Annotated in this window: 18 protein-coding genes; 5 read left to right on the top strand and 13 right to left on the bottom strand. The window is 36.8% G+C overall.

Annotation, left to right across the window (positions count from 1 at the left end):
* Positions 1-92 precede the first annotated feature (92 nt).
* Entirely contained in the window at positions 93-761 is a 669-nt protein-coding gene (locus LEP1GSC203_RS01235; protein ID WP_002971903.1) for a hypothetical protein, read from the bottom strand.
* Between the two features lie 128 nt (positions 762-889).
* Here LEP1GSC203_RS01235 and LEP1GSC203_RS01230 point away from each other — a divergent pair, with 128 nt between their 5' ends.
* The gene (locus tag LEP1GSC203_RS01230; protein WP_002971870.1) at positions 890-3,031 is read left to right on the top strand and encodes a hypothetical protein; all 2,142 of its coding nucleotides are present in this window, start codon (positions 890-892) and stop codon (positions 3,029-3,031) included.
* On the opposite strand, the gene LEP1GSC203_RS01225 is transcribed toward LEP1GSC203_RS01230, so the two are convergent.
* Genes LEP1GSC203_RS01225 through pgsB form a run of 5 tightly spaced genes read right to left on the bottom strand, consistent with a single transcriptional unit; the run spans position 3,015 to position 6,587 of the window.
* Positions 3,015-3,557, bottom strand: coding sequence for an LIC_12238 family plasminogen-binding lipoprotein (locus LEP1GSC203_RS01225; RefSeq protein ID WP_002971647.1), 543 nt, complete (start codon positions 3,555-3,557; stop codon positions 3,015-3,017). The two genes, LEP1GSC203_RS01230 and LEP1GSC203_RS01225, sit on opposite strands and share 17 nt — an antisense overlap.
* Positions 3,558-3,609: 52 nt before the next feature.
* Positions 3,610-3,798 carry a hypothetical protein gene (locus tag LEP1GSC203_RS01220; protein WP_002971769.1) on the bottom strand — a complete coding sequence of 63 codons (189 nt, stop codon included), beginning with the start codon at positions 3,796-3,798 and terminating at the stop codon, positions 3,610-3,612.
* Positions 3,799-3,803: 5 nt separating this feature from the next.
* A complete protein-coding gene (gene pgsW, locus LEP1GSC203_RS01215) occupies positions 3,804-4,934 on the bottom strand; it encodes a poly-gamma-glutamate system protein (RefSeq protein WP_039936838.1) in 1,131 nt (376 codons plus the stop codon).
* Positions 4,934-5,398 (bottom strand): poly-gamma-glutamate biosynthesis protein PgsC, encoded by a 465-nt coding sequence (gene pgsC / locus LEP1GSC203_RS01210; RefSeq protein WP_002971561.1) that lies wholly within the window; start codon positions 5,396-5,398, stop codon positions 4,934-4,936. Before pgsC ends, pgsW begins: the two co-directional genes overlap by 1 nt.
* Complete coding sequence (pgsB, locus tag LEP1GSC203_RS01205) at positions 5,391-6,587, bottom strand: poly-gamma-glutamate synthase PgsB (RefSeq protein ID WP_002971704.1); 1,197 nt, start codon at positions 6,585-6,587, stop codon at positions 5,391-5,393. The genes pgsC and pgsB overlap by 8 nt, the downstream gene beginning before the upstream one ends.
* A gap of 84 nt (positions 6,588-6,671) precedes the next feature.
* Here pgsB and LEP1GSC203_RS01200 point away from each other — a divergent pair, with 84 nt between their 5' ends.
* Positions 6,672-9,068 carry a SpoIIE family protein phosphatase gene (locus LEP1GSC203_RS01200; RefSeq protein WP_039936837.1) on the top strand — a complete coding sequence of 799 codons (2,397 nt, stop codon included), beginning with the start codon at positions 6,672-6,674 and terminating at the stop codon, positions 9,066-9,068.
* A 1-nt stretch (position 9,069) separates the two neighbouring features.
* Here LEP1GSC203_RS01200 and LEP1GSC203_RS01195 read toward each other — a convergent pair whose 3' ends face one another.
* From LEP1GSC203_RS01195 to LEP1GSC203_RS01175, 5 genes are all read right to left on the bottom strand, one after another.
* Positions 9,070-9,405 (bottom strand): STAS domain-containing protein, encoded by a 336-nt coding sequence (locus tag LEP1GSC203_RS01195; protein WP_084764875.1) that lies wholly within the window; start codon positions 9,403-9,405, stop codon positions 9,070-9,072.
* A gap of 44 nt (positions 9,406-9,449) precedes the next feature.
* Positions 9,450-11,498 (bottom strand): serine hydrolase domain-containing protein, encoded by a 2,049-nt coding sequence (locus tag LEP1GSC203_RS01190; RefSeq protein WP_002971851.1) that lies wholly within the window; start codon positions 11,496-11,498, stop codon positions 9,450-9,452.
* Positions 11,499-11,513: 15 nt separating this feature from the next.
* On the bottom strand, positions 11,514-13,166 hold the full coding sequence (gene gpmI / locus LEP1GSC203_RS01185) for a 2,3-bisphosphoglycerate-independent phosphoglycerate mutase (RefSeq protein WP_002971564.1): 1,653 nt from the start codon (positions 13,164-13,166) through the stop codon (positions 11,514-11,516).
* A 35-nt stretch (positions 13,167-13,201) separates the two neighbouring features.
* The gene (locus tag LEP1GSC203_RS01180) at positions 13,202-14,362 is read right to left on the bottom strand and encodes a hypothetical protein (RefSeq protein WP_002971762.1); all 1,161 of its coding nucleotides are present in this window, start codon (positions 14,360-14,362) and stop codon (positions 13,202-13,204) included.
* A 173-nt stretch (positions 14,363-14,535) separates the two neighbouring features.
* Positions 14,536-16,605 carry a TonB-dependent receptor gene (locus LEP1GSC203_RS01175; protein WP_002971633.1) on the bottom strand — a complete coding sequence of 690 codons (2,070 nt, stop codon included), beginning with the start codon at positions 16,603-16,605 and terminating at the stop codon, positions 14,536-14,538.
* An 82-nt stretch (positions 16,606-16,687) separates the two neighbouring features.
* On the opposite strand from LEP1GSC203_RS01175, the gene LEP1GSC203_RS01170 reads away from it, so the two are divergent.
* Positions 16,688-17,689 (top strand): adenosine kinase, encoded by a 1,002-nt coding sequence (locus LEP1GSC203_RS01170; protein WP_039936836.1) that lies wholly within the window; start codon positions 16,688-16,690, stop codon positions 17,687-17,689.
* Between the two features lie 3 nt (positions 17,690-17,692).
* Here the strand turns inward: LEP1GSC203_RS01170 and LEP1GSC203_RS01165 are convergent, their stop codons facing one another.
* On the bottom strand, positions 17,693-18,091 hold the full coding sequence (locus tag LEP1GSC203_RS01165) for a response regulator (RefSeq protein WP_002971897.1): 399 nt from the start codon (positions 18,089-18,091) through the stop codon (positions 17,693-17,695).
* Positions 18,088-19,599, bottom strand: coding sequence for a PAS domain-containing sensor histidine kinase (locus tag LEP1GSC203_RS01160; protein WP_002971714.1), 1,512 nt, complete (start codon positions 19,597-19,599; stop codon positions 18,088-18,090). Before LEP1GSC203_RS01160 ends, LEP1GSC203_RS01165 begins: the two co-directional genes overlap by 4 nt.
* A 32-nt stretch (positions 19,600-19,631) precedes the next feature.
* Here LEP1GSC203_RS01160 and LEP1GSC203_RS01155 point away from each other — a divergent pair, with 32 nt between their 5' ends.
* Together LEP1GSC203_RS01155 and LEP1GSC203_RS01150 are read left to right on the top strand one after the other, a co-directional pair.
* Entirely contained in the window at positions 19,632-20,561 is a 930-nt protein-coding gene (locus tag LEP1GSC203_RS01155; RefSeq protein ID WP_002971884.1) for an ABC transporter ATP-binding protein, read from the top strand.
* On the top strand, positions 20,558-21,289 hold the full coding sequence (locus LEP1GSC203_RS01150) for an ABC transporter permease (protein ID WP_002971699.1): 732 nt from the start codon (positions 20,558-20,560) through the stop codon (positions 21,287-21,289). Before LEP1GSC203_RS01155 ends, LEP1GSC203_RS01150 begins: the two co-directional genes overlap by 4 nt.
* Positions 21,290-21,291: the final 2 nt, after the last annotated feature.

Genomic DNA, 21,291 nt, shown 5'->3' with positions numbered 1-21,291 from the left:
TTATGAAAACTATATGTAAAGTAAACCGCGATTTGTTTTTCTTTTCTATGGTTTGAAAATGACTCGTACCATTACTATAACAGGAGTTTGCTTTAGGTTTTTCCTTCCATGTATGCTTGCAATTCTTGTTGTAATCCTTCGGGAAGATTGAGTCCTCTGGCTCTAATTCTTTCGTTGTATTTGTTGAAAGACATTCTGTGTTGGTTGGTGTTGAGATAACCTTCCAATGCTTCTGCAGCCCAAGGTATAATTTCTTTTACAAAGTCGTGGTTTTCCTCCAACTGATCGCAAAAAGGAATAAACAGTGGTCGATTCACTGGCCGTCCAATGTTTCTATAAAATAGTAAACAATATAAAGACTCATCACCAAGAACAGATTCAGTTCTGATTTTTTCCTCCACGTATTTCAAATTGATTGTGTCTAGATAATCAATGTTAAATGTTTCTGGAGCTAACCTTTTTGAAACAAATTTTGAAATTTCCGTTTTTACAAAAGACAAATTTGTACAGTGAGATGGACAACAACTTTGGTCTTTATGTAAGTCACATTCCAAAAGCAAAATACAGTCTACATCGGAAGTTGGATCGACAATTCCAAAGTTAATGGAACCTAAGAGTTCTAAGGCAACCTCATACCCTTTGCGTGATAATTCTTGGGTCGCGAGTCGAAACGCCTGCATCCTTTTTAGGGCATATTTGGTATCATAATTTCGATATTTGTTTTTGAGTACGAGATACCTTTCAACGATGTTTTTTGACATAAGGATTCCAGATCTACTGGTGGATTGCCTTACAGTGAACGCTAGTCATTGCAATTATACAACACCTTTTGGTTGTCGAAATTTGATTTTTCGCCGATAGTAAAGAGCAGAGAACTGAATCGGATTGTATGCGACAGAAATGGACCCCGGGAAAGTCGGGAAAGGAAAACAAAAAGAAGATGGAAAGTGACTTTCTTGGGAAACTGAGGCACTTTTGCCATTCGGTGAAAAAGGTAAGTGACTTACTTTTTTGCTCGAGTTACGTTCTCTCCTTCCTGGGATTCTTTCTCATTTCTTTGGTATATTTATTTTCTGGTGTAGGGAATTTGTCGGCGGGAGAAGAGGACAGACGAAATCCCCTGTCAGGGCTTTATCTCTCTCCCTTACAAGTGATATCAACGGAAGAAATCCAAACACTGGATTCAGAAAAAAGAATCCCAATTGATGAAGATTCTGGAATTGCCCTTCGGGAAGAACCAAAACCCGTAGATCCCAATGCACAAGATGTTCCTGTAGTGCCTGGAGCTGATACCCCGGTTGATGTCAGCGTCGAAACTGGTCCCAAAAGTTTAGACACTAAGATCCGTGAGGCGGAAGGTTTACTAAAACGATATTACAGTCAGTTTATTGAAGAAAAACGAATCTGGGAAGATAGAGAAAAAGGAAATGTTTATAATTCGCGAACAGAGATGAATGATATTCGTCTTTTGTTGTGGCAAAGCACTCATAAAAATTCTGAAACCTATATTGTTCGTGATTCACCATTATTATATAATTTGCATATAAAACTTGCTCGGCTACATGTTGAGTCGGAAAAATATGCGCCGGCTTTACGTCACTATCTTGCAGCGTTTCGATACCATCCACTTGAAATGACGGAAGAAGGGTTTCGAAATGGAGAATGGCAAAAAGAAGATATTTTAGGGTATGATGCAAGTTCAGCAAAAGAACATGATCGTTTGTTTAATGAGTGGAAACAGTCAGAACAAAAACTTAAAAAAACAAAAGATGATATTCATCTCAAGGAAAGTAATTGGATTCGAGAAGGTAAAAGTTTAACAGATTTGATTCCTCAATCGGAACTTTGGAAAGAAGATGTTAGGATAGCGGAAGATAACAGAAACGCAGCCAAACAGAAGTATGATGAGTCAGTTAATATTAGATATTTGACTTATCTGAACAAACGAAAACAAGTTGAATCAAATGAACTTTATGCATTTGCTAATGTAGTTAGAAAGTTAGAAGATGATAACAAAGAACGTCTAAAAATTGTAAACAAACTGGGTACCGCAGGTAAGGGAATTTATGTGTTATTCGATTATAAGAGGAACACAGATTTTTTTGCATATGAACTCATTTTAGAAAGAGCCTATCGTTTGTGGAATGAAAATCCTTTGGTACTTACTGATATTGCGGAACAATATAGGCAAGATGGTAAAAAAGAAAGAGCTACCGATTTCTATGAAAAAGGTTTAGTGGAACTTTTAAAAGTAAAAAACCCATCTCCAGAAGAACAAGATAGAATCATAAAATCCAATCTCCGTTTGGCAACCATCAATGCAGACTTAAAACGTAATATCATTGCTGGGCAATTCTATGAAAACTATTTTAACTTATCTCCTGATTCTATAGATAAAACCAGAGTTTCCTATGAAATTGGCGTTTTTTTTAATTCACAAATTGGAGATCCAGATCGGGCGGCACCTTTTTTAGAATATTGGTTAGAACGAAATAGTAAGGATTGGAATCCTGCATTAGATATTGATACGGGACTTACTGAACTTGAGTCTATAGCTTATTATTTCCTAAGTAAAAAAGATAAAAAACACAAACGAAACGAACTAGAAAGAAATAAACTAAATATCTCGTTTGCTCAGTGGAAGAAGTTAGACGAAAAAATGATTTCTGCTGAAAAAGAACTAAAAGATCTTATCGAGAAAAAACAGAATCTAAAAAAAGACCTTATGGTGACTACGCTTGATGACATTCTTTCTCAATATCGATTGATGGATTTGAAAATTGAAGACCAAGAAGCAGTCATTCGAGTTTTGGAAACGAAAAGAAATAAAATTCCATTGATTAAGATACTGTTTCGTTTAGGTGTTTTAGCTGAAGAATCTAGAGATTTTTCCAAAGCAAAAGAATTTTATGAACGAATCATTAAAGAAGGTGGAGAAACTGATATCAAGGTTGCACTTAAAGAATTAGAACGAGTGAAAAGAATTTTAGAAACAGGAAATATTCAACCACCAATTAGCGAGAGTATTTAATGATTTCGTCTGTTTGATCACCAGCCAATTCTTGTTCTAGGTTTTCTTGCGTATATCCTTCGTCAGGTAATACTCTAAATTTTACCTCATCCACAGTATCCCCTTCATGAACGATTTTAATTAAATACTCTCCTGTCCTTAATAAGGAAAATTCATCTCTTATTGCAAGAGAATCCGGTTCTACCCGTTTCTTTTTGATATCAATTTCTACGAAGTCCAATTCGTAACGATTGAGTGAAATATAAAAGTCAGTTTCTAACCCAGGATTTCTTGAGAACTGGTATACATAGTGAATGGTATCGGTGGGAGAAAAGATAAGATCATCTCGCATCATTTTATAGTCGGTGATGGTTTGGATGTGTTTTTCCAAAATGTCCATTTCTTCCATTTTTGTTGTGGTCCAACCAAATTCACCTTTGGGGACTCCGCATTGAATGAGAGTGACCATGAATAGGATCGGAAGGAAGGCAAAGATCTGTTTGGAAAGATTCCGAATGAGGGGATTTGGTACCGAATTCTGTCTCATCTTAGTTTCATTTTCGACAGAATTTCGAGATCGCATGGTAGGAAATCGAAACTTAATCTACAATTTTTCCGCGGTCGGAGATGTCCTTTTCCTTGGGTTTGGTCCAACCAGGGTTTTTTTGATAACCTTCTCTTTGTTTGTTTCCCAACTCCTCGGCAATTTTTGCCGGTAAAATCAAAATGCGGCTCACCCAACGCAGAACCAAAAAAAGGAGAATCGAAAGGACAATGATTTTTGCCATAACACCTACTTGGCACGAAGGGATTTGGGAAGGTAACGATCTTCCTCATTTTCACCCCAACCGAGCCTTGTAACACCATACAATCCCACTAGGAGAAAAAGGAAAACGGAAAGATAAAGTAAGGGACTGTATTCTTCTGAATAAAATACCCTTCCTTCGCCAGGTTTGGGAACTTTTTTAGGAGTTTGCGGAAGTCCAAATTTCCTAGCGAGAGATTCTATTTGGATGAAGTTGATTACCGGAACTTCTCGTTCTAAGAAGGATTTGATCACGGAGTTGGGAATATGAATTTCTTCCGGTAGATCGGTAATGAGACCATTTTTGAAAACCTGTTTCCCCAGGTTGGTTCCGAGGATTGTTGTGCCCCCACCAACATTCACAAATAATTTGATTGGTTTTCCGCCCGATAACTCATCATATAGTTTCATTCGTTTTTCAATCGAATCATCAAAGTGTTTAGGATCTAAAAGTTTAACTTGGTTTCTTTGCAATGCTCGATTGAGAAGTTCCTTTCCTTCTTTAGATATTCCCATGGCTTTATCTTGAATTCCACCAAGAGATGCATAACTCGAACGAAAGGAAAAAATTCCAGAGGTGACAAGTTCTCTTTCCATATCGAGCCAAAGCATTTGCGGATGGTTCGCTCCAAATTGTGATGCAGAAGCACTGGATATAATGATAGGTTTAAGTTTTAAAGTATCCAAAGCCGCAAACAAACAAATGTTTAGCGCAGGAAATGATCCTGACACAGCAACGGCAACGGTATCTCCTTCTTCTAGTTTTGCTTTTTTTAGAAATTGAATCATTACTGCGGCAAAGTTAGGATTAATCGACGTTTGTTTGGCTGATAAAGATCCACTATTGCTTGTAACTGGTGTTAGGAATTCTCCAATGAATCCAGAATTGGTTGGATCTAATTCTTTATAATCTGGCTTTTTATGTTTTAGAAGTTCAGGTTTTAAAATTTGGAATCCACGTTCGGCAAGTTTTGCTGCATGGAGTTTTTTCTTGAAGTAGGATTGTTCCTTTTTTACTTTACAAGTTTCAATTAACAATAGTCCCAATATCCCCATTATTGCTAATAGGAATAATGCTATTCTGGAATGTTTCCATGGGGACCAATAAATTTTTGTCATCATAATGTTTCTAACTCTGTGCCTAAAAGGAAGATAAGGAGAATTTTAACAAAGATAGAAGCAAGTATGAGTACGGAAGTTGTTTCTAAAACACCTTGTCTTTCATACCAAACTGCGATAAGTCCCGGAATGATAAATCCAATACCTCTCACTTCTGAAAGGTAAACAAAATCAATGTCCGGAAGGATTTGATAGTTTAATAGATATCCAAAAAAATAACCGAATAACAATATAAAGACAACTTTTCTCTTCCCAAAGATAAGTAAAAAGTTTGATAATATCTCAACGCAAATATAGGAAAGTAAAGCGATCAGAAAAGTAAGAGCAATATTCTTTGGATGATTCAATGACATTGCTAAATACCCTGGCACAACCAAACCAGTACCTAGAATCCCGAATAATTCCGAAAAAACCAAACTAACAACGAGACTCAGTCCGATGGATAGAGGTAGAATTTCATTCATTCGTGTGTTCCGACCTATTTTTTAAATATAAAGATAAATCCATTCCCAAACCAACAATATTTCCAATACCAAAAACTAATGATTGTTTTGGTAGTATAGAAAGTAAAGATTCAAAAATCCCATCTAAACTTAAGTGTTCCCAAACGAAGATAGGGATGTCCTTTTTTGAATATTTCTTTAGGTATTTAAATGCCAGGGAAGTAGATGAACCAATTAAAATCACAGCTTCGTATCCTTCCCAGTTTGCAAATTCTTTTGCTAATTGTCGGCTTCTTTCCGGCCTGTCTTCTCTTGTATGAAATAAAATGTAGCGTTTGTTATGCTGTGGGTAACGTTCTATGACACTTGACCAAATTAGTTTTGTACTATCTGGATCGTTTGCTGCCATTGCATTTGCATAAATAAATTCTTTTCCAAAAAAATGAATAGGTGATACAGACAATGCTCCAGGATCTGGATTTACTTTCCACATAGCTTCCAGTGCAATTTTTCGATTTACTCCGAGTAATTCGCAAACTTGAAGAGCAAGATAAACATTTTCTTTATGTTCCCAATAGGAAAATTTTGCCATCTCTTCATCTGTGATGGTTTGTACTGAATTTTCTTTAATTATATGCGATTTAGATTTTCTATCTTCACAAACTTTTACGATTAACGATTCAAATTCTGAAGGTCCCACTATGAGAGTACCGTTTATGGGACAAGTTGATAACAAGGATTTTGCGACGTCAACTAAGCTTGGCCCCATTACTTCCAGATGGTCTTCTCTAATGTTTGTAATGACTCCAATGTCAGATTTTAAAATTTGTCCTTCACTGGCCCACTGGTAACGCGGTTCTAAAGCCATACATTCTAACACTACAATTTCAGCACCTTTACGTTCTGCTTTCTTTAGAATTTTAATTTGTTCTAAAATAGATGGTTTTCCAAATCGAGATATTGATTCTTCTGATCCATCGGGAAAAATCATTCGTGCCATCGTACCCGTAGTTTTTGCAAAGACGGACATTCCTGAGGCGGAGAGACCCGCTCGTATGAGTCTTGTTACACTCGATTTTCCTCTAGTACCATTTATGTGAATTCTGTGTTTGAATGATTTTAATGTACGAATATGTAATATGTATTCAAATGTATAATAGATTACCAAAACAAGAATTATGAGGAAAAATAGAAAGGCGTTTGGTTTCATCTTAAATTTTCTGGATGATACATTTCCTTCAAGGGAATGTCATTTGATTGTAACTCAAATCTGAGAATATTCACGTAGTTTTCTATGAGCATACGATACAAATTCTTATTAATATTAAGTGTGAGTCAAATTCTTCTTGTAATTGCTCTCACTACCAGTTTCGCATATCTTTTGCAGTCGGTTAAAAATATACCTCAGACGCAGCGAGCGGAGGACTTGTCTCGAAATTTTCAAAGAGAATTAGAATTTAAAGAAGAAAAACTACGTTTATTACTCGAGGAAATCACTTTTAACTCTCAAACTCGAGGAATTTTAGAACGAGGGCTTGCAGACCGTTCTGTGCTTTCGAAAGAACTTCCTTATTTACAGCAAATTTTGAAAAGATATGGTCTTTCTATTTTTGAAATTGGAGACAACCAAGGAAAAGTTTTGTTTCGCGTCCATCGTCCCAAAGACTTTGGAGATGACAAAAAAAACCAACCGATCATTAGAAATGCTTTGAACGGCCAATCGACTGCGGCATTGGAAGACGGACATAGTGGGCTTGGATTTCGTTTGGCAGCACCTCTATTTGGTCGTGGCACCCTTCTTATCGGACAAGTAGTAGATGACAATTTTACAAAAACAATCTCTAAAGATAACAGAATCCATTTAGCTATTTTTCAAGAAGGAAAGGTCAAAACCATCGGTTCGGATATGATTCGTTTGGTGATGAATGAAAACGCAAGTTTGTTAATGGAAGAACAACGATTTCATTTTCAAGACAAACCTTATTATTTAGTGAAAATTCCTTATGTAGGAAATTCGCAATCAGTTAAACAACTAGTTTTTCATGTAATGATCGATGAAAACGAAGTTGAATCCAAAACTTGGAGAATTTGGTCGTTTTTTGTTGTCGCCTCACTTGTGCTATGTGGCGTTATTTTCCTTATCTCCTTTTTGTTTTCCAGAGACATGGTTGAAGCCATAAAACTTTTAACAACGGCAATGGTGGATTTAGACCAGTGGAAACCGGAAAGTTTGCCAACTCACAGAAGTGATGAGATCGGACAGATGGGAAGAGTTTTTGTGGAAATGAAAGAAGAGTTAGCAGAACACCAAAATCATTTAGAAGAAATGGTGAACTTAAGAACTAGGGAACTGAATGACACTTTATCAGAGATGCAGAAACTCCAAGACAAACAAGATGGAGATTATTTTCTAACTTCACTTCTTATCAAACCTTTAAAAGGTTCATTTTCCAAATCTGAAACTGTTTCCGTTAAAATTTTTGAACGTCAGATGAAACAGTTTCGATTTAGAAACAAACAATCGGAAATCGGAGGAGACCTTTCTGTTTCCGATTCTATTTATTTGATGGGTAAAAAATATACAGTATTCTTAAATGCTGATGCCATGGGTAAATCTATTCAAGGAGCTGGCGGTGCCCTTGTTATGGGAACTGTTTTTAAATCCATTATTACGAGAACACAAAAGCTGCGTTATATGCAAGATAGGCATCCCGAACGTTGGCTGAAAGAATGTTTTCAAGAAGTTCATAATGTCTTTATCAGTTTTGATGGACATATGTTACTTTCTGCTATCTTGGGTTTAGTAGATGAAGAAACAGGAACATTGTATTACATCAACGCAGAACATCCTTGGATTGTTTTGTATCGGGATGGAATTGCGAGTTTTCTTGAGAATGAACATTCTTTAAGAAAGATTGGATTTACTGAAATGAGTGGAGACGAAGTGGTAATTCAAATTTATCCATTACGTCCAGGCGATGTAATCATTTTGGGTTCAGATGGACGCGACGATTTATTTGTTGGTCAATCTGGTGGAAATCGTGTGATCAATGATGATGAAACCATATTTTTACGGCATGTTTCTGAAGGAGCCGGAGACTTAAGTCAAATCTGTAAGGTCATGTTAAAATTTGGAGATCTCACAGATGATTTGAGTTTGATGCGTATTGCATTTTTAGAAGAAGTAGCTTACGCTGCCAAAGAATCCACAAAACCAAATGTGTATTATCAGATGTTGGGAGAAGGGATTCAATCCTACCGTGATGGAGAATGGAACAATGCAATCTTTGCTTTAGAACTTGCTTTGGATTCTGAACCAGATGATCTCTATTGTTTAAGAGAATTATCAAAATTGTATATGAAATCCAAAGATTACGAGAAGGCGATCGAACTTGCAAATCGTTATCTGCAATTGAATCCGGGAGATACTGACTTTCTATTTTATATTGCTTATGCTCACAAACAAAGAAGAGATTTTGTATTAGCAACTGATTTTGCAGAAAGACTCCGTTTTAGAGATCCAAAAAATTTCAATAACCTGCTCTTACTTGCAGAAATTTTAATGCATAGAAGGGATATTGAACGTTCCAAGGAAGTACTCATTGCTTTGCAAGAAATGGCTCCTGAAAATCCAAAAGTTCAGAAGTTAAAAAACTTTTGGAAGAAAATGGTGACTACTTCGGTGAGTTAAGTTATTTAAAGGAATTGATTGCTTCTTCCGTACTTTCAAAAATTTGAATCACGGAAGAGATTTTAGAAATTCGAAAGATTTGTCGGATGGTTTTGGAGACATTTACAATGCGTAAACCTCCACCTAACTCTGATAGTTTATCATTGAGCGACATGATGAGTCCAAATCCGGAAGAATCAATAAAACTTACGCCTTCTAAGTCAAAGATAAACCGATGTTCTTCTTGAGACGCGGATTCTTTGATCCGTTCTTTAAGAATACCGGCATTTAACATGTCTAAGTTGCCGAATAATTTCAAAACAACAATGCCGTCGAATTTAGATTCTGTATATTCCATTGAACCGCTTTGAGAATAGCCAATTTTAGCATTTGGTCAATAGATTAATTGACGAACTTATCCCATTTTTCTTCCACAGAAATGGACCTTAGGATCCGCCAAATGAGTTTGGAACCGTTTTCTGAATTGGTCATAATGACCACTCCATACCCTTTTTCCGTGTTAAAAATGGCTAGAGACTTATGTCCCTTCGTGTGGCCTCCATGAAAAAAATATTCTGTTTTGCCCGTTCTGTTTAGAAAAAAACCATGAGCCACTAGCGCATGAACTGTGAGGTTTGCGGCACTCATTTTGGGTGAAAGTAAATACTCTGCTGATTCTTTTGAAAGAAAATTAGAATTGCCTTGTTTTGCTTTTGCCACTTCAGAAAACAAGAGGCCTACTTCTTCTGGAGTAGTCCAAAGTCCTCCAGAGGATAGTTCTGGGGTGACAAAAGATTTTTGCGGAAGTACAATACCTTGTTCATCATATCCATCACAACGGTCATCATTGACCGAAAGATTTTGGCGAAATGTACTGCGGGTCATGTGTAAAGGTTCGAATACAACTTCTGCCATAAGGTTCTGAAATGACTTTCCCGTTCGTTCTGTGAGAATCTCTTGGACAATACTATACCCACCACCAGAATACCGAGACTTGGTTCCAGGTTTGTAATACAATTTTAAACCATTCCCCTTTGTTGTGTTTGTATCCTTTAGCTCACGTAAATGTTTTTTTCCTGAGTTGATAGGATCGTCCCAATTCCCTTTTTCTGTAAGTCCACTTGTATGAGAGAGTAACAAATCTAGATTAACAATAGACCTTCTTTTGCCTTTTGGTACGGACACTTTGTACTGTTTTAGTTTTCCTATCCAATTGGAGTATAAATCTAGTTGCCCTGTTTCAACTAACCGTAATGTTGCGGTAGCAGTCATTGTTTTGGAAAGAGAGCCAGCTCGAAAAAGGGTGTGTTGAGATTTAGTACCATACATTTTTTTCCAACTTAATCCATAATTCCTGAATACCGCAATTCCAAGCGAAGGTACTTTTTCTTCTTTCATTAAATCTTCTATGGAAACTTCGTTTGGAAGATTTGATTTTTTTCTTAGATTTAATTTTTTTGCATCAAAAATGATTTCGGTAAGAGCCGATTTAACCGAAGACAAATCACCTTTACTACTGCCGTAAGGACTTACGATCGTAATGAAGATCCTACTTTTTAAATCATGATAAACAAAATTGGATATTCCCTTTTCTTTACCATAGGTCCAATAAAAGTAATCACCTACAAAAATCCCTTCGCCAAAGGCAATAGGATCTTCAGATATAGAATCAGACAAAATGGTTTTATTGATGATTGTATCTCGAGATAGTTGTGAAATTAATTTTGGTTTTTTTAGTTCTTTCCCAAAAATCACAAGGTCTTCGGGAGTGGAATAAATTCCGCTATTACCGATCAACACTTCATTGGAATCTACATTTGTATTTTGCATTCCAAGGGGAGTGAAAATATTTTCTTTCAAATAATTGGAATAGGACGTTCCGGAAATTTTTTCTATAATGTAAGATAGAATGAGATAGTCGAGTCGGCTGTATTTCCAATATTCTCCAGGCGGAAATGCGGGTTTAAGTTTAGATTCCAAAAAAAGCCGTTTGATTTCATCTCGTTTAAGGTGCGATTTTTCAGTATCAAAATTTGGAAGAAATTCAATGATTTTTGGCAACCCTGAAGTATGACGCAACAAATGACCTATTGTAACTTTGGAATAGGGAAACCAATTCAGATGTTTTGAAACTGGATCGGCCAAAGATAATTTTTTTTCTTCTTCTAATTTATGTAAAACAAACGAAGTGAATGTTTTGGTAGACTCACCTAACGGGAAATTATGTTTTTTGTAGAGTTGGAATCTTTTTCTTTTTTTACCTGCATATATTGATTCTCGAAATAGGATGTTGTCATCTTGGGAAATTAGGACAACTCCATGAAAACCTTCTTGTTTGATTTTCTTTCGGATTTTTTCTTTTGTTTCTTCAGAAAAAGAACCGATCCCGGGTTCTGAACAGTTACAAATAATAAAACTGAAAAGTAACCCTATGATAATCCGAAAGTGCATAATTTTATTGGGAACTTAGTTCCTTTGAATTAGACTTGGATGGTATCCTTCCGGCGCTTCAAATCCTAAAAGATCCATCATGGTTGCTGCTACGTTTGCTAAACCTTTTTCTTTTAAGTTTTGATCGAGTTTGATTTTTCCTTTTGGATCATAAAGAACAAATTGAACTGGATTTAATGTATGACTTGTTTTGGGAACTGGTTTCCCATCTTTAGCTGTTTCTGCTATACCTTTTTTTGTTAACTGATACATTTCGTCTGCATTTCCATGGTCTGCTGTGATACACAAAACAGTTCCAGTTTCATCACAGATTTTTTTAACTCGTTCTAAACATACATCAAGGTATTCCAGTCCACGAACAGTGGCATCCATATTGCCTGTATGACCCACCATATCTCCGTTAGCATAATTGACTCTTAAGAATGGGAATTTATGAGATGTTAAAGCAAGGACCAAATTATCCGTGATTTCTTTTGCTTTCATTTCTGGTTTTTGATCAAAAGGAATGATGTCGGATTTTACTTCTTCGTACGTTTCTAACTTTTGATTGAAGTATCCTGACTTGTTACCATTCCAAAAAAAAGTCACATGTCCATATTTTTGTGTTTCAGAAAGTGCATACTGTGCTACACCTTCATTGGCAAAGTATTCTCCCATTGTTCGGTCTATCGCAGGAGGAGCAACTAAGTATTGTTTGGGTATAAATAGGTCTCCATCGTATTGCATCATTCCTGCAAATTCAACTTTCGGAAATCGTTTTCTATTGAAGTTGGTTAATGATTCTTCTGTAAATGCTCTTGAGATTTCAATTGCTCTGTCACCACGAAAGTTAAAAAATACTACTGAATCATTATCCTCTACTTTTCCAATTGGTTTGCCATTGGAATCACCGATGACAAATCCAGGTAGATACTGATCGATGACTGATGGATTTTCTAGTCGAAAGGTTTCAATGGCTTCTTTTGCTGATTTGAATGTACGGCCTTCACCTTCCACGTGGTGATTCCAACCTCTTTCCACCATGGACCAGTCAGCGTCATAACGATCCATAGTAAGTTCCATTCGTCCACCACCAGATGCGATTTGAATATCGATTCCGTCTTTTCGATAGGTATCTAAATATTCTTCGAATGGATTTAAATAGTCTAACGCTGATTTTTCGGGAACATCCCTTCCATCAAGGAGGATGTGTAATCGTATTTTTTTGACGTTTTCTTTGATTGCGTTGTCTATGAGTGCTTTTAGGTGGTCGATATGGCTGTGGACATTTCCGTCAGAGAACAATCCAAGGAAATGAAAAGTAGATTGGTTAGATATACAATTGGAAATACATTTTTTCCATATTGGACCGGCAAATAAACTTCCATTTTCGATTGATTGCGAAACTAATTTTGCACCTTGATCAAAAATCCTTCCAGAACCTAGAACATTATGCCCCACTTCTGAGTTGCCCATATCTTCATCGCTTGGCATTCCTACGGCAGTTCCATGTGCTTTTAATAATACTGTAGGATGAGTTTTCCAAAGCCCTTTTAAGACAGGCATTTGTGCTTTGGCTACTGCGTTCCCATTTTCAAATCCTTTTTCTGTAAACCCAACTCCATCTAAGATGATTAATAAAACTTGTTTGGTCAAAGGACCACTTTGGTGTTTTTTAAGAGTTAACATAAATTAGATTCTCCTGTCTTTTTCCATTTTGAAATTTACGGAAGATTTTGCAACTGGAAGATATCGAAAGGTGTTAGTTCTACAGAACTTGGAATTGGATTTAAAAGGACATTTCCAAGGTTAGAATCGTAAACATAAATTCCTGGTCTGGAAAAATCTGTAGAACCAACCAGTAGTTTCCCTTCGTTCGTTAACAAAAGTCCAGAAAGACTGATTCCAATATTTCCTGGAATTTGTAAAAGGGTTCCTATACGTTCACCAGTTCGCGGTCGAAATGCCTGAACTGTTTTTGTAAATCCTGCATCAAGTACAGCAGCAAATCCAAGTTCCTCATTTTTAATTTGAAAAGCGAGAATGTCCCCGCCTGCTATCTCTTCTGCAAAAAGTCGATTTGGATGAAATTGACGAGTGCTCAAACGAAAGGCGACAATGCCTGCATCTATTTGCGAAATAAAACCAACTCGCCCTACACAAGAAAAGACTAAATGTGGTTCACCAAACAAATTTACTTTTTGGATTTTGGAACTAGGATTTCGATATGGTAAAGTGTATACTGCTCTAATTTGGTTTAGATCCATATCTATTTCCACTAAATATGAGTCGGAGTTAGGTGGTAGATAACCCGATACATCATTTCTATCCAGTCGTTGTAAAAGTACAAACAAACTTGATCCCTCCTGAACCATATAGGAAGATTCAACCGAACTATCAGGTATTCCAGAAGTGGAAAAAGTCTCTCTTAGAGAAGTAAAGGAAACTCCTCCGATTTTCGTTCCATTATACCTTGAGTAAATAGCTAATTCATCAGAATTATAAAGACTCACAAAATATTTATCGTTCCAAACAGAAATGTCTTGTGGATTTTTGCCTTGTCCAACACTAAACTCTTGTTCGGTGAGAAAACCTAGTTGGGGATTCAGTACTTGAATGCTGTCGCGGTTCAAGCGATTTACAATAAACACTCTATCATTTGTATATCTGCCCACCGCATCAGAATGGATGGGAATAGAAGTAGGAAATGTTGTAAAAGAGTTTGGTTCAAAAGTTTTGAATCTTCCTCCACTGGCAAAATCCGAAGTGACAACACCGACCGAAGTGGGGGATGCAGATAAAAATAAAAATTGAAATAAACTTGGTTTTTCGATTTCCAATTGGGCACAATGGAATGGGAAGAGGAGTACGGGAAATATCTGCAATACGTATTTCAGCCGCCTAGGTTTGTATTTGAAGTTTAGAAAGCGGACTGCGAATATACGAAGTGCGTTTATTCCCCATCTAGATTCGTAAGGGAAATTCAAATAGCGCGCCGCGAATATACGCAATGCGATTAACTCCAGGAAAGGTTTATATCCAACGATCGATGTATTCATTAGAATTTATAACTCCCGGTAACATAGTAACTGCGCCCAGGCAAAGGATACCCTACCAAATCTTCCACGCGTTTATCAGATAGGTTACGAACTTCAAATCCTAAAATCAATTCGTTTCCTGTTTCTGTATTTTTATAAGGCACGTATTGGATATAGAGATTCCAAAACTGCCTAGCTGGTAAATAACCTAAATATTCATTAGTTCGGTCTCTGAAGTTAGCACCAATGTATTGGTATTCTAATCCAATCTCTCCAAAGTCGTTGAAAAAAGAAAGTAAGGCACTTCCTTGGCTTTTTGAACGAAGCGGAAGATACTTTCCGTTTAACGCCGGTGATTCGGAATAATTTTTAGCATCCTGGTATGTATAATTAAAGTTAAATTTTACACCTTTGTTCCAAACTAAATTATGGCTAGTTTCTAATCCGCGAATGAGTGCTTGGTCGACATTTTCTGGTCTTAGCGTAAATTGGGAGTTTGGCAAAAACAAAATCATGTCATAAATTCGTTTTTGAAAAATAGAAACATCTGATTGAATTTTCCAGTTGGTATAAGGTTTTATATGGAGATAAAATCCAAAATCACCATTCCTACTTTGTTCCGGTCGTAACTTAGTATTCCCTACAATACTTCCTCGTTCTCCAAATAACTCTAAAAAGGTGGGAATTCGAAAGTCTTTGCTAATATTGGCAAGTGAACCAAATTCCAAATTTTCTTTTTTGATCCAAATAATTTTTATCCCAAAACTTGGATTGGTGAATGCCTGTTTTACATAAAAAACATCACTTAAAGGATCAAGAAGTTGGTTTCTGACACTCGTTTCATCTTTCCCGAACCTGTCCGTGTATCGTTCCCATCGAATTTGGGGGACTAAAAAAAGTCGGTTTGAAAATAGTCTAATTTCATCTTGAAAGGTAGCACTTAAAGTATCTCTCCGTTTTTTTGGTTCTTTCCTTTCTGTTTCATGATTGTATCGTTTTTCATATCTTGTAAAAAACTCTTGTTCTGTTTGGAAAGAAGTTCGGATGACTTGATTGTATTCTAATAAATATAAAGTTGGTGTTAGCTGGAATCCGTATTGGTTTGTTTTGGTAAATGCGTTAGGTGTTCCGTAACTAAATTCTGATTTCGGATCAAAAAAATCATCTTTTGAAAAGTTACCATACGTTTTTGTTTCTAGTGTTAAATTTTGAAAAAGAAATTCATTGGTTTCTGTTGTGATAGCAGAGGAAAGTTTACTAAACACACGTTCTACGGCAACAGTTTGTCTGTTCCCTGGGCCAGGTAATCCTTGTTTTCTGTGGATGTAATCATTTAGTAAATTGATTTTGGTTTTTCCGAATTCAAAAGAGATATTTCCAGTAAAACCTGTCTTTCTAAATTGTGCATTCCTACGAGTGTCAATGGAATCATCATAAGTATTGAATAAAACAGTACCTTTGTTGTTTAAGTAACTAAAGTTTTGGTCCGAAGTTTCCTGGAGTGCCTGCACAAAATAAGAACCATTTGAAAATTGATCCATATGAGTGACACTTGCTTTTGCTGTTCTAAAACTTCCTCCCATCAAATTAATTCGAGTCACAGGTTTATCAATTTTAGATTTGGAAACTAAGTTAATCGAACCTCCAATTGAGGATCCAGAAAAACCGGCAGGAGTTCCTGACTTATAAATTTCAATTTTCTCTAAATTATCAAAGGGTAAGTCAGCTAAATTGATTTCTCCACCCATAGAGTTGTTTATGGGAACACCATTCCAATAGATCTTTGTTTGGTTGGGGTTGGTTCCTCTCAATGATAACGTAGAATAAGAGCCTAGGCCTCCGTATTGCCTAACCCGAACTCCTGCTTCTCGGTTCAATACATCAGGTAGGCTCATGTAGCGCGTGTTTGTTTGTGTTAAATCAATTTCCTTTTGGAAACCAGTTGGGTTTTTTGCAAAGTTAGAATTTTTTGACTGGCTGTCTACGTTAGCTCGAATCTCTACCTCTTTCGGTTCTTTGTTTTGTGCGAACAGAGTGAGGGGTACTAAACTGAGACAAAGGAGAAAATAGAATCTGAAATTAGAAATCATGGAGCTTTATTTTCTCAGTACCTGCCAAGCTGGAGCATGAAAATTGAGTGTCAATTCCCTAAAGGAAAAAAGCATTGTCCCCATGAAGCATTACGACGTATTCGGTGTAGGGAACGCCCTGGTAGATATCATTGCCTTTATTGATCCCAATTTTTTACAAAAACAAAATATTACCAAGGGTGTGATGACTCTTGTAGATGAGTCTAGACAAGGTCAAATTCTTGCCGACCTACACGATGAAAAGAAAGAACTTCGCTCTGGCGGAAGTGCCGCAAACACAATGATTGCCATTGCAAACTCAGGGGGTACTTGTTGTTATACGGGAAAAGTCACTCATGATACGTATGGTGAATTTTATAAAAAAGATATGGAAGATGCAGGCGTTTTATTTGAAACCACTCCTGATGTTAACGGTCATACGGGAACTTGTGTTGTATTAACCACTCCTGATGCCGAAAGAACTATGCTTACCAATCTTGCCATTTCGATATCTCTCGGACCAAATGATATCGATGTAGAAAACTTAAAAAAAAGTAAGTTTGTTTATGTGGAAGGGTATTTGTGGGATGGCGATTCTACAAAAAAAGCAAGTGAACTCACTATGAAAGTAGCAAAAGAAAACAAAGTAAAAGTTTCTTTTACTTATAGTGATCCATTTTGTGTTAATCGCTCTAGGGACGAATTTATCCACCTAACTAAAGAATATGTAGATGTTATTTTTTGTAACACCGAAGAAGGTTTAGCACTCAGTGGTGCAAAAACAGCAGAAGAAGCTGTCCAATTTATTTCTAAACTTTGCCCATTAGTGTTTATGACTGCAGGAAAAGAAGGGGCTTATGTGGCAGAAAATGGTAAAATCACATTAGTTCCTGGATTTCCAGTAAAACCAATTGATACAACGGGAGCTGGGGATGCCTTTGCTGCCGGAGTATTGTACGGACTGACACAAGGGTATTCTTCGCAAAAATCAGCACGTTGGGGAAACTATGTGGCTTCTCGCATTGTTTGTGAGGTGGGACCTCGTTTGTCTGTTCGCCTAATGGGAAGACAGGACGAAATTTTGGAAGGGTTTAAAGAGAATTAGAATTTAATAAATCTTTTTCGAATCTTCCCAAAGGGTTTGGATTTTCTCCGCAATTTCCAGAGGGGCAAAGGGTTTTTCAATCACACCGATGCCCCCTCTTTTCTGGTATTCCAGAATTTCATTTTTCAAAACACGAGAAGTCATAAAGGCAACAGGGATCTCTTTAGTTTCTGGAAATATTTTTAACTCTTCGATAAGTTCCATTCCATTCATTCCGGGCATCAAAACATCTAACAAGATCAAGTCGGGTTGTAGTATGATAGCTTTTTGTAATCCTTCCGGGCCAGTTTTAGCAAAACTTACTTGGTAGGGTGAGTTGAATTCTAATGCAATCCGAAGTATTTCTACAATATCTTCTTCATCTTCGACAATTAACACGTGTTTCAGGGTTGATTCTATCATTGGTTGTATCCAGAAGGAACAAATCCAGGGTTTACTATGGGAAATTCAATGGTAAATACAGTTCCTTTGTCATCAGAAGTGAAAAATATTTTACCTTTCATTGCTTCGACAAAACCTTTAGTGATAGATAGTCCAAGTCCCGAACCTCCCACCAATTTATCTTTAGGTGGTGCCCCTTGTGCAAAACGGTGAAATAATCTAGGCGCAAAATTGGGATCAATTCCTGGACCGTTATCTTTAATCAAAATTTGCGCGTGAGTGTCCGTGGGAACTACAGTAATATAAACTTCTGAAAACTTAGGAGTGTATTTAACTGCATTGGAGATAAGATTCGTGATACAATGATTTAGCCTATCTTCATCTACGTAAACAGAGGTAGAAGGAAAGTTTTGATCATAATTTAATAACACGTGGTATTGTTCTGCAAAAGTTCGCATTCCATCGACTGAACTTTGTAAAATTTCTTCTAACCTGTAGGTGCGAAATTTGAAATTGATATTTCCAGAATCCAAAGCTTCAATGTCGAGTAAGTCGGTGACAAAACGTACTAGCCTTTGTGTGTTTTTACGACAAATGTTAAGTAAAGATTTGGTTTGATTCGATAGTTCTCCAGCAACTCCCGCAAGCAACAAATCTATGGAACCTTTAATGGAAGTGAGAGGGGTGCGCAATTCATGGCTAACTAAACTTATGAATTCGTTTTTCAAAGCTTCTGCTTTTTTCCGTTCGGTGATATTTCGAACTATGGCAAGGACATCCTCTTCCCCAGTTTTCGTGAACCTGGCTTCAAAGTATTTTTCACCATCATAATCTTCGATGGAATATTCGTAAGTTTTTGTTCCCCCCACCTCTAAAACTTGTTCTATAATCGCTTCAATATCGGATAATTTTCTTGTGGGGAAAAGATTCTGAATTTTTGTAAATCGTATACTGCCTTCATTGTGAGAATCCCAACCTTTAAACTCGGGAAATTCTTTATGATCGATGACGGATCCATCTTTCCGAATTCCGTACAATTTGTCCGGTAGGGAACTTAAAATGGCATTGTTTTTGATGAGAACTTGGCTATAATTGTCTTTCGCATTTTTTTCAGAAGTGACTTCTGTCGCAATGAGAATGGTGAAGTTTTCCTGTGGGAAAACTTGGGTATCAAACCACCCTTTGGATTCCAAAAAGAATTCTCCATACCGGAATGTTTCCTTATTTTTGATGGCATGGGACAATTTTTTACCAAATTCGGTCTTATCAATGTTCGGGAACAAATTCCAAATGCTTTGTCCGAGCATCTCTTTTGCCGATTTTTCCACCATCGCTTCGGCCGATGAATTTACATAAGTGTAATTTCCATCCTTATCTAAGACAAAGACGGCGTTCGAGCGGGATTCCAGGATTTTATCGAGGTATTGAGGTACAAATTTGTGCCAATTCTGTTGCAGAAGTTGCTTTGCATCAAAAAAGCTGTCTTCATCCTTGAAAAAGCTTTTGATTTTTTCCAGAAATTCATTCATAGGTGCAGGTATACGAAAACTAAACCAGAGTTATGATTCAAGTCAGCAATTTATCAAAATTTTACGGCGAAAAACGAGCCATCTCAGGGCTTAATTTCAAATTAGAAAAAGGCGAAATCGTCGGTCTTTTAGGACTGAACGGTGCCGGGAAAACCACTACCATTCGAATCCTCACCGGGTATTTGATTCCTAGTGCAGGGGACGCGTCCATTGATGGAAAGTCTATCTTTGACTTTCCATTGGAAGCCAAACAGAAGATAGGTTACCTTCCCGAAACCCCACCTCTCTACGAAGACATGACAATCACAGAGTATCTTACTTTTGTAGGTCGAATCAAAAAAATTGAGGAACCCAAACTTGGTTCGGAAATTGAAAAGGTTCTGACTAAAACTAACATTACAACTGTTAAAGATAAATTAATCGGTACATTATCACTTGGTTACCGCAAACGTGTCGGAATTGCGCAAGCCATCCTCGGTGATCCTGAGATTGTCATTATGGACGAACCGATTTCAGGCCTCGATCCCAAACAAATTGTCGAAATTCGTAATTTAATTCGAAGTTTGGCGGGGGATCATACCGTTCTCATTTCCAGTCATATCTTAACTGAGATTTATAAAACTTGTGATAAGTTTTTATTTTTGCATAAAGGAAGCCTGAAACAGGAACTTTCATTATCAAGGTTAGAAGAAGAGATGAATCGTTTGGCTGGCTGGGAAGTTGGTCTTTCTGGAAAAAGTGCAGATGAGCTTCATACTTTCGTGAAATCAGTGATAGGTGAAGGTGATTCTGTGACTGAACTCGGAGCCAATAAAGAAGAAATTCAATTTTTGGTGCGAACTACAAATCAAAAACAATTTAAAGAATCTTTGTTTTCCAAAGCATTAGCTTCTGGAATTCAAATTGAATCTTTAAAAAAACAAGAAGTGTCTTTAGAACAGATTTTTATGGAGAGAATATGAACTGGCAATCGGCTGTTTGGATCTATAAAAAAGAATTACGATTATTTTTTGGAACCTATATGGGACCTTTGGTTCTGGGTGGAACTGCATTTCTCAATGCACTTTTTGTAATGATTCTGAATTTTAATGGTACAGCAAATTATGAAATTGCAACCTACATCACTTTCATTTCATTTATGACAACCATCCTCATCGCTATGGTGATCATTTCCATGGGATCAATTGTAGAAGAAAGAAACAAAGGAACTTTAGAATTACTTTTTACATCTCCCATTACCGATTTGGAAATTGTATTTGGTAAATTTTTATTTGGTGTCACAGTTTGTGGGATCATCACCATCTTTATCAATGGATTGTTTCCCTTACTTTTGTATTCCTTTTGGAAAGCTCCGTTTTATATGGTAGCTTCTGGCAGTGTCGGAGTGTTTTTGTTAGGTGTATTTACCTTTACCATTGGAATGTTTGGTTCCAGTCTTGGAAAAAACCAAATGATATCACTTTTGATTTCAGTTCTTATCATTTTGACACTTTGGGTAGTGGGATATTTTTCTCATCTATTCCAAGCAACCACAAGAAAGGTTCTCTTTCATTTGCATATTTTTTCTCACTTTGCTGCCTTTGCAAAGGGTGTGGTTCCTTTGACTGGAATTGTGTTTTTCCTTAGCGGAACATTTTTGTTCTTATATCTTACCGTAAAGGTCTTGGAATCCAGGAGATGGAGGGGATAGAC

The organism is Leptospira terpstrae serovar Hualin str. LT 11-33 = ATCC 700639, from assembly GCF_000332495.1.
Lineage (GTDB): Bacteria > Spirochaetota > Leptospiria > Leptospirales > Leptospiraceae > Leptospira_A > Leptospira_A terpstrae.
Note: the sequence above shows the minus strand (reverse complement) of the source record. Positions and strands in the feature narration are given on the sequence as shown.

What these genes read in the sequence shown, in the direction of transcription:
- pgsB (WP_002971704.1), bottom strand. Translation starts at nt 6,587, where the DNA reads ATGAAACCAAACGCCTTTCTATTTTTCCTCATAATTCTTGTTTTGGTA.
- LEP1GSC203_RS01190 (WP_002971851.1), bottom strand. Translation starts at nt 11,498, where the DNA reads ATGCACTTTCGGATTATCATAGGGTTACTTTTCAGTTTTATTATTTGT.
- LEP1GSC203_RS01195 (WP_084764875.1), bottom strand. Translation starts at nt 9,405, where the DNA reads ATGGAATATACAGAATCTAAATTCGACGGCATTGTTGTTTTGAAATTA.
- LEP1GSC203_RS01175 (WP_002971633.1), bottom strand. Translation starts at nt 16,605, where the DNA reads ATGATTTCTAATTTCAGATTCTATTTTCTCCTTTGTCTCAGTTTAGTA.
- LEP1GSC203_RS01165 (WP_002971897.1), bottom strand. Translation starts at nt 18,091, where the DNA reads ATGATAGAATCAACCCTGAAACACGTGTTAATTGTCGAAGATGAAGAA.
- LEP1GSC203_RS01225 (WP_002971647.1), bottom strand. Translation starts at nt 3,557, where the DNA reads ATGAGACAGAATTCGGTACCAAATCCCCTCATTCGGAATCTTTCCAAA.
- gpmI (WP_002971564.1), bottom strand. Translation starts at nt 13,166, where the DNA reads ATGTTAACTCTTAAAAAACACCAAAGTGGTCCTTTGACCAAACAAGTT.
- LEP1GSC203_RS01200 (WP_039936837.1), top strand. Translation starts at nt 6,672, where the DNA reads ATGAGCATACGATACAAATTCTTATTAATATTAAGTGTGAGTCAAATT.
- LEP1GSC203_RS01160 (WP_002971714.1), bottom strand. Translation starts at nt 19,599, where the DNA reads ATGAATGAATTTCTGGAAAAAATCAAAAGCTTTTTCAAGGATGAAGAC.
- LEP1GSC203_RS01235 (WP_002971903.1), bottom strand. Translation starts at nt 761, where the DNA reads ATGTCAAAAAACATCGTTGAAAGGTATCTCGTACTCAAAAACAAATAT.
- LEP1GSC203_RS01220 (WP_002971769.1), bottom strand. Translation starts at nt 3,798, where the DNA reads ATGGCAAAAATCATTGTCCTTTCGATTCTCCTTTTTTTGGTTCTGCGT.
- LEP1GSC203_RS01170 (WP_039936836.1), top strand. Translation starts at nt 16,688, where the DNA reads ATGAAGCATTACGACGTATTCGGTGTAGGGAACGCCCTGGTAGATATC.
- LEP1GSC203_RS01230 (WP_002971870.1), top strand. Translation starts at nt 890, where the DNA reads ATGCGACAGAAATGGACCCCGGGAAAGTCGGGAAAGGAAAACAAAAAG.
- LEP1GSC203_RS01155 (WP_002971884.1), top strand. Translation starts at nt 19,632, where the DNA reads ATGATTCAAGTCAGCAATTTATCAAAATTTTACGGCGAAAAACGAGCC.
- LEP1GSC203_RS01150 (WP_002971699.1), top strand. Translation starts at nt 20,558, where the DNA reads ATGAACTGGCAATCGGCTGTTTGGATCTATAAAAAAGAATTACGATTA.
- pgsC (WP_002971561.1), bottom strand. Translation starts at nt 5,398, where the DNA reads ATGAATGAAATTCTACCTCTATCCATCGGACTGAGTCTCGTTGTTAGT.
- pgsW (WP_039936838.1), bottom strand. Translation starts at nt 4,934, where the DNA reads ATGACAAAAATTTATTGGTCCCCATGGAAACATTCCAGAATAGCATTA.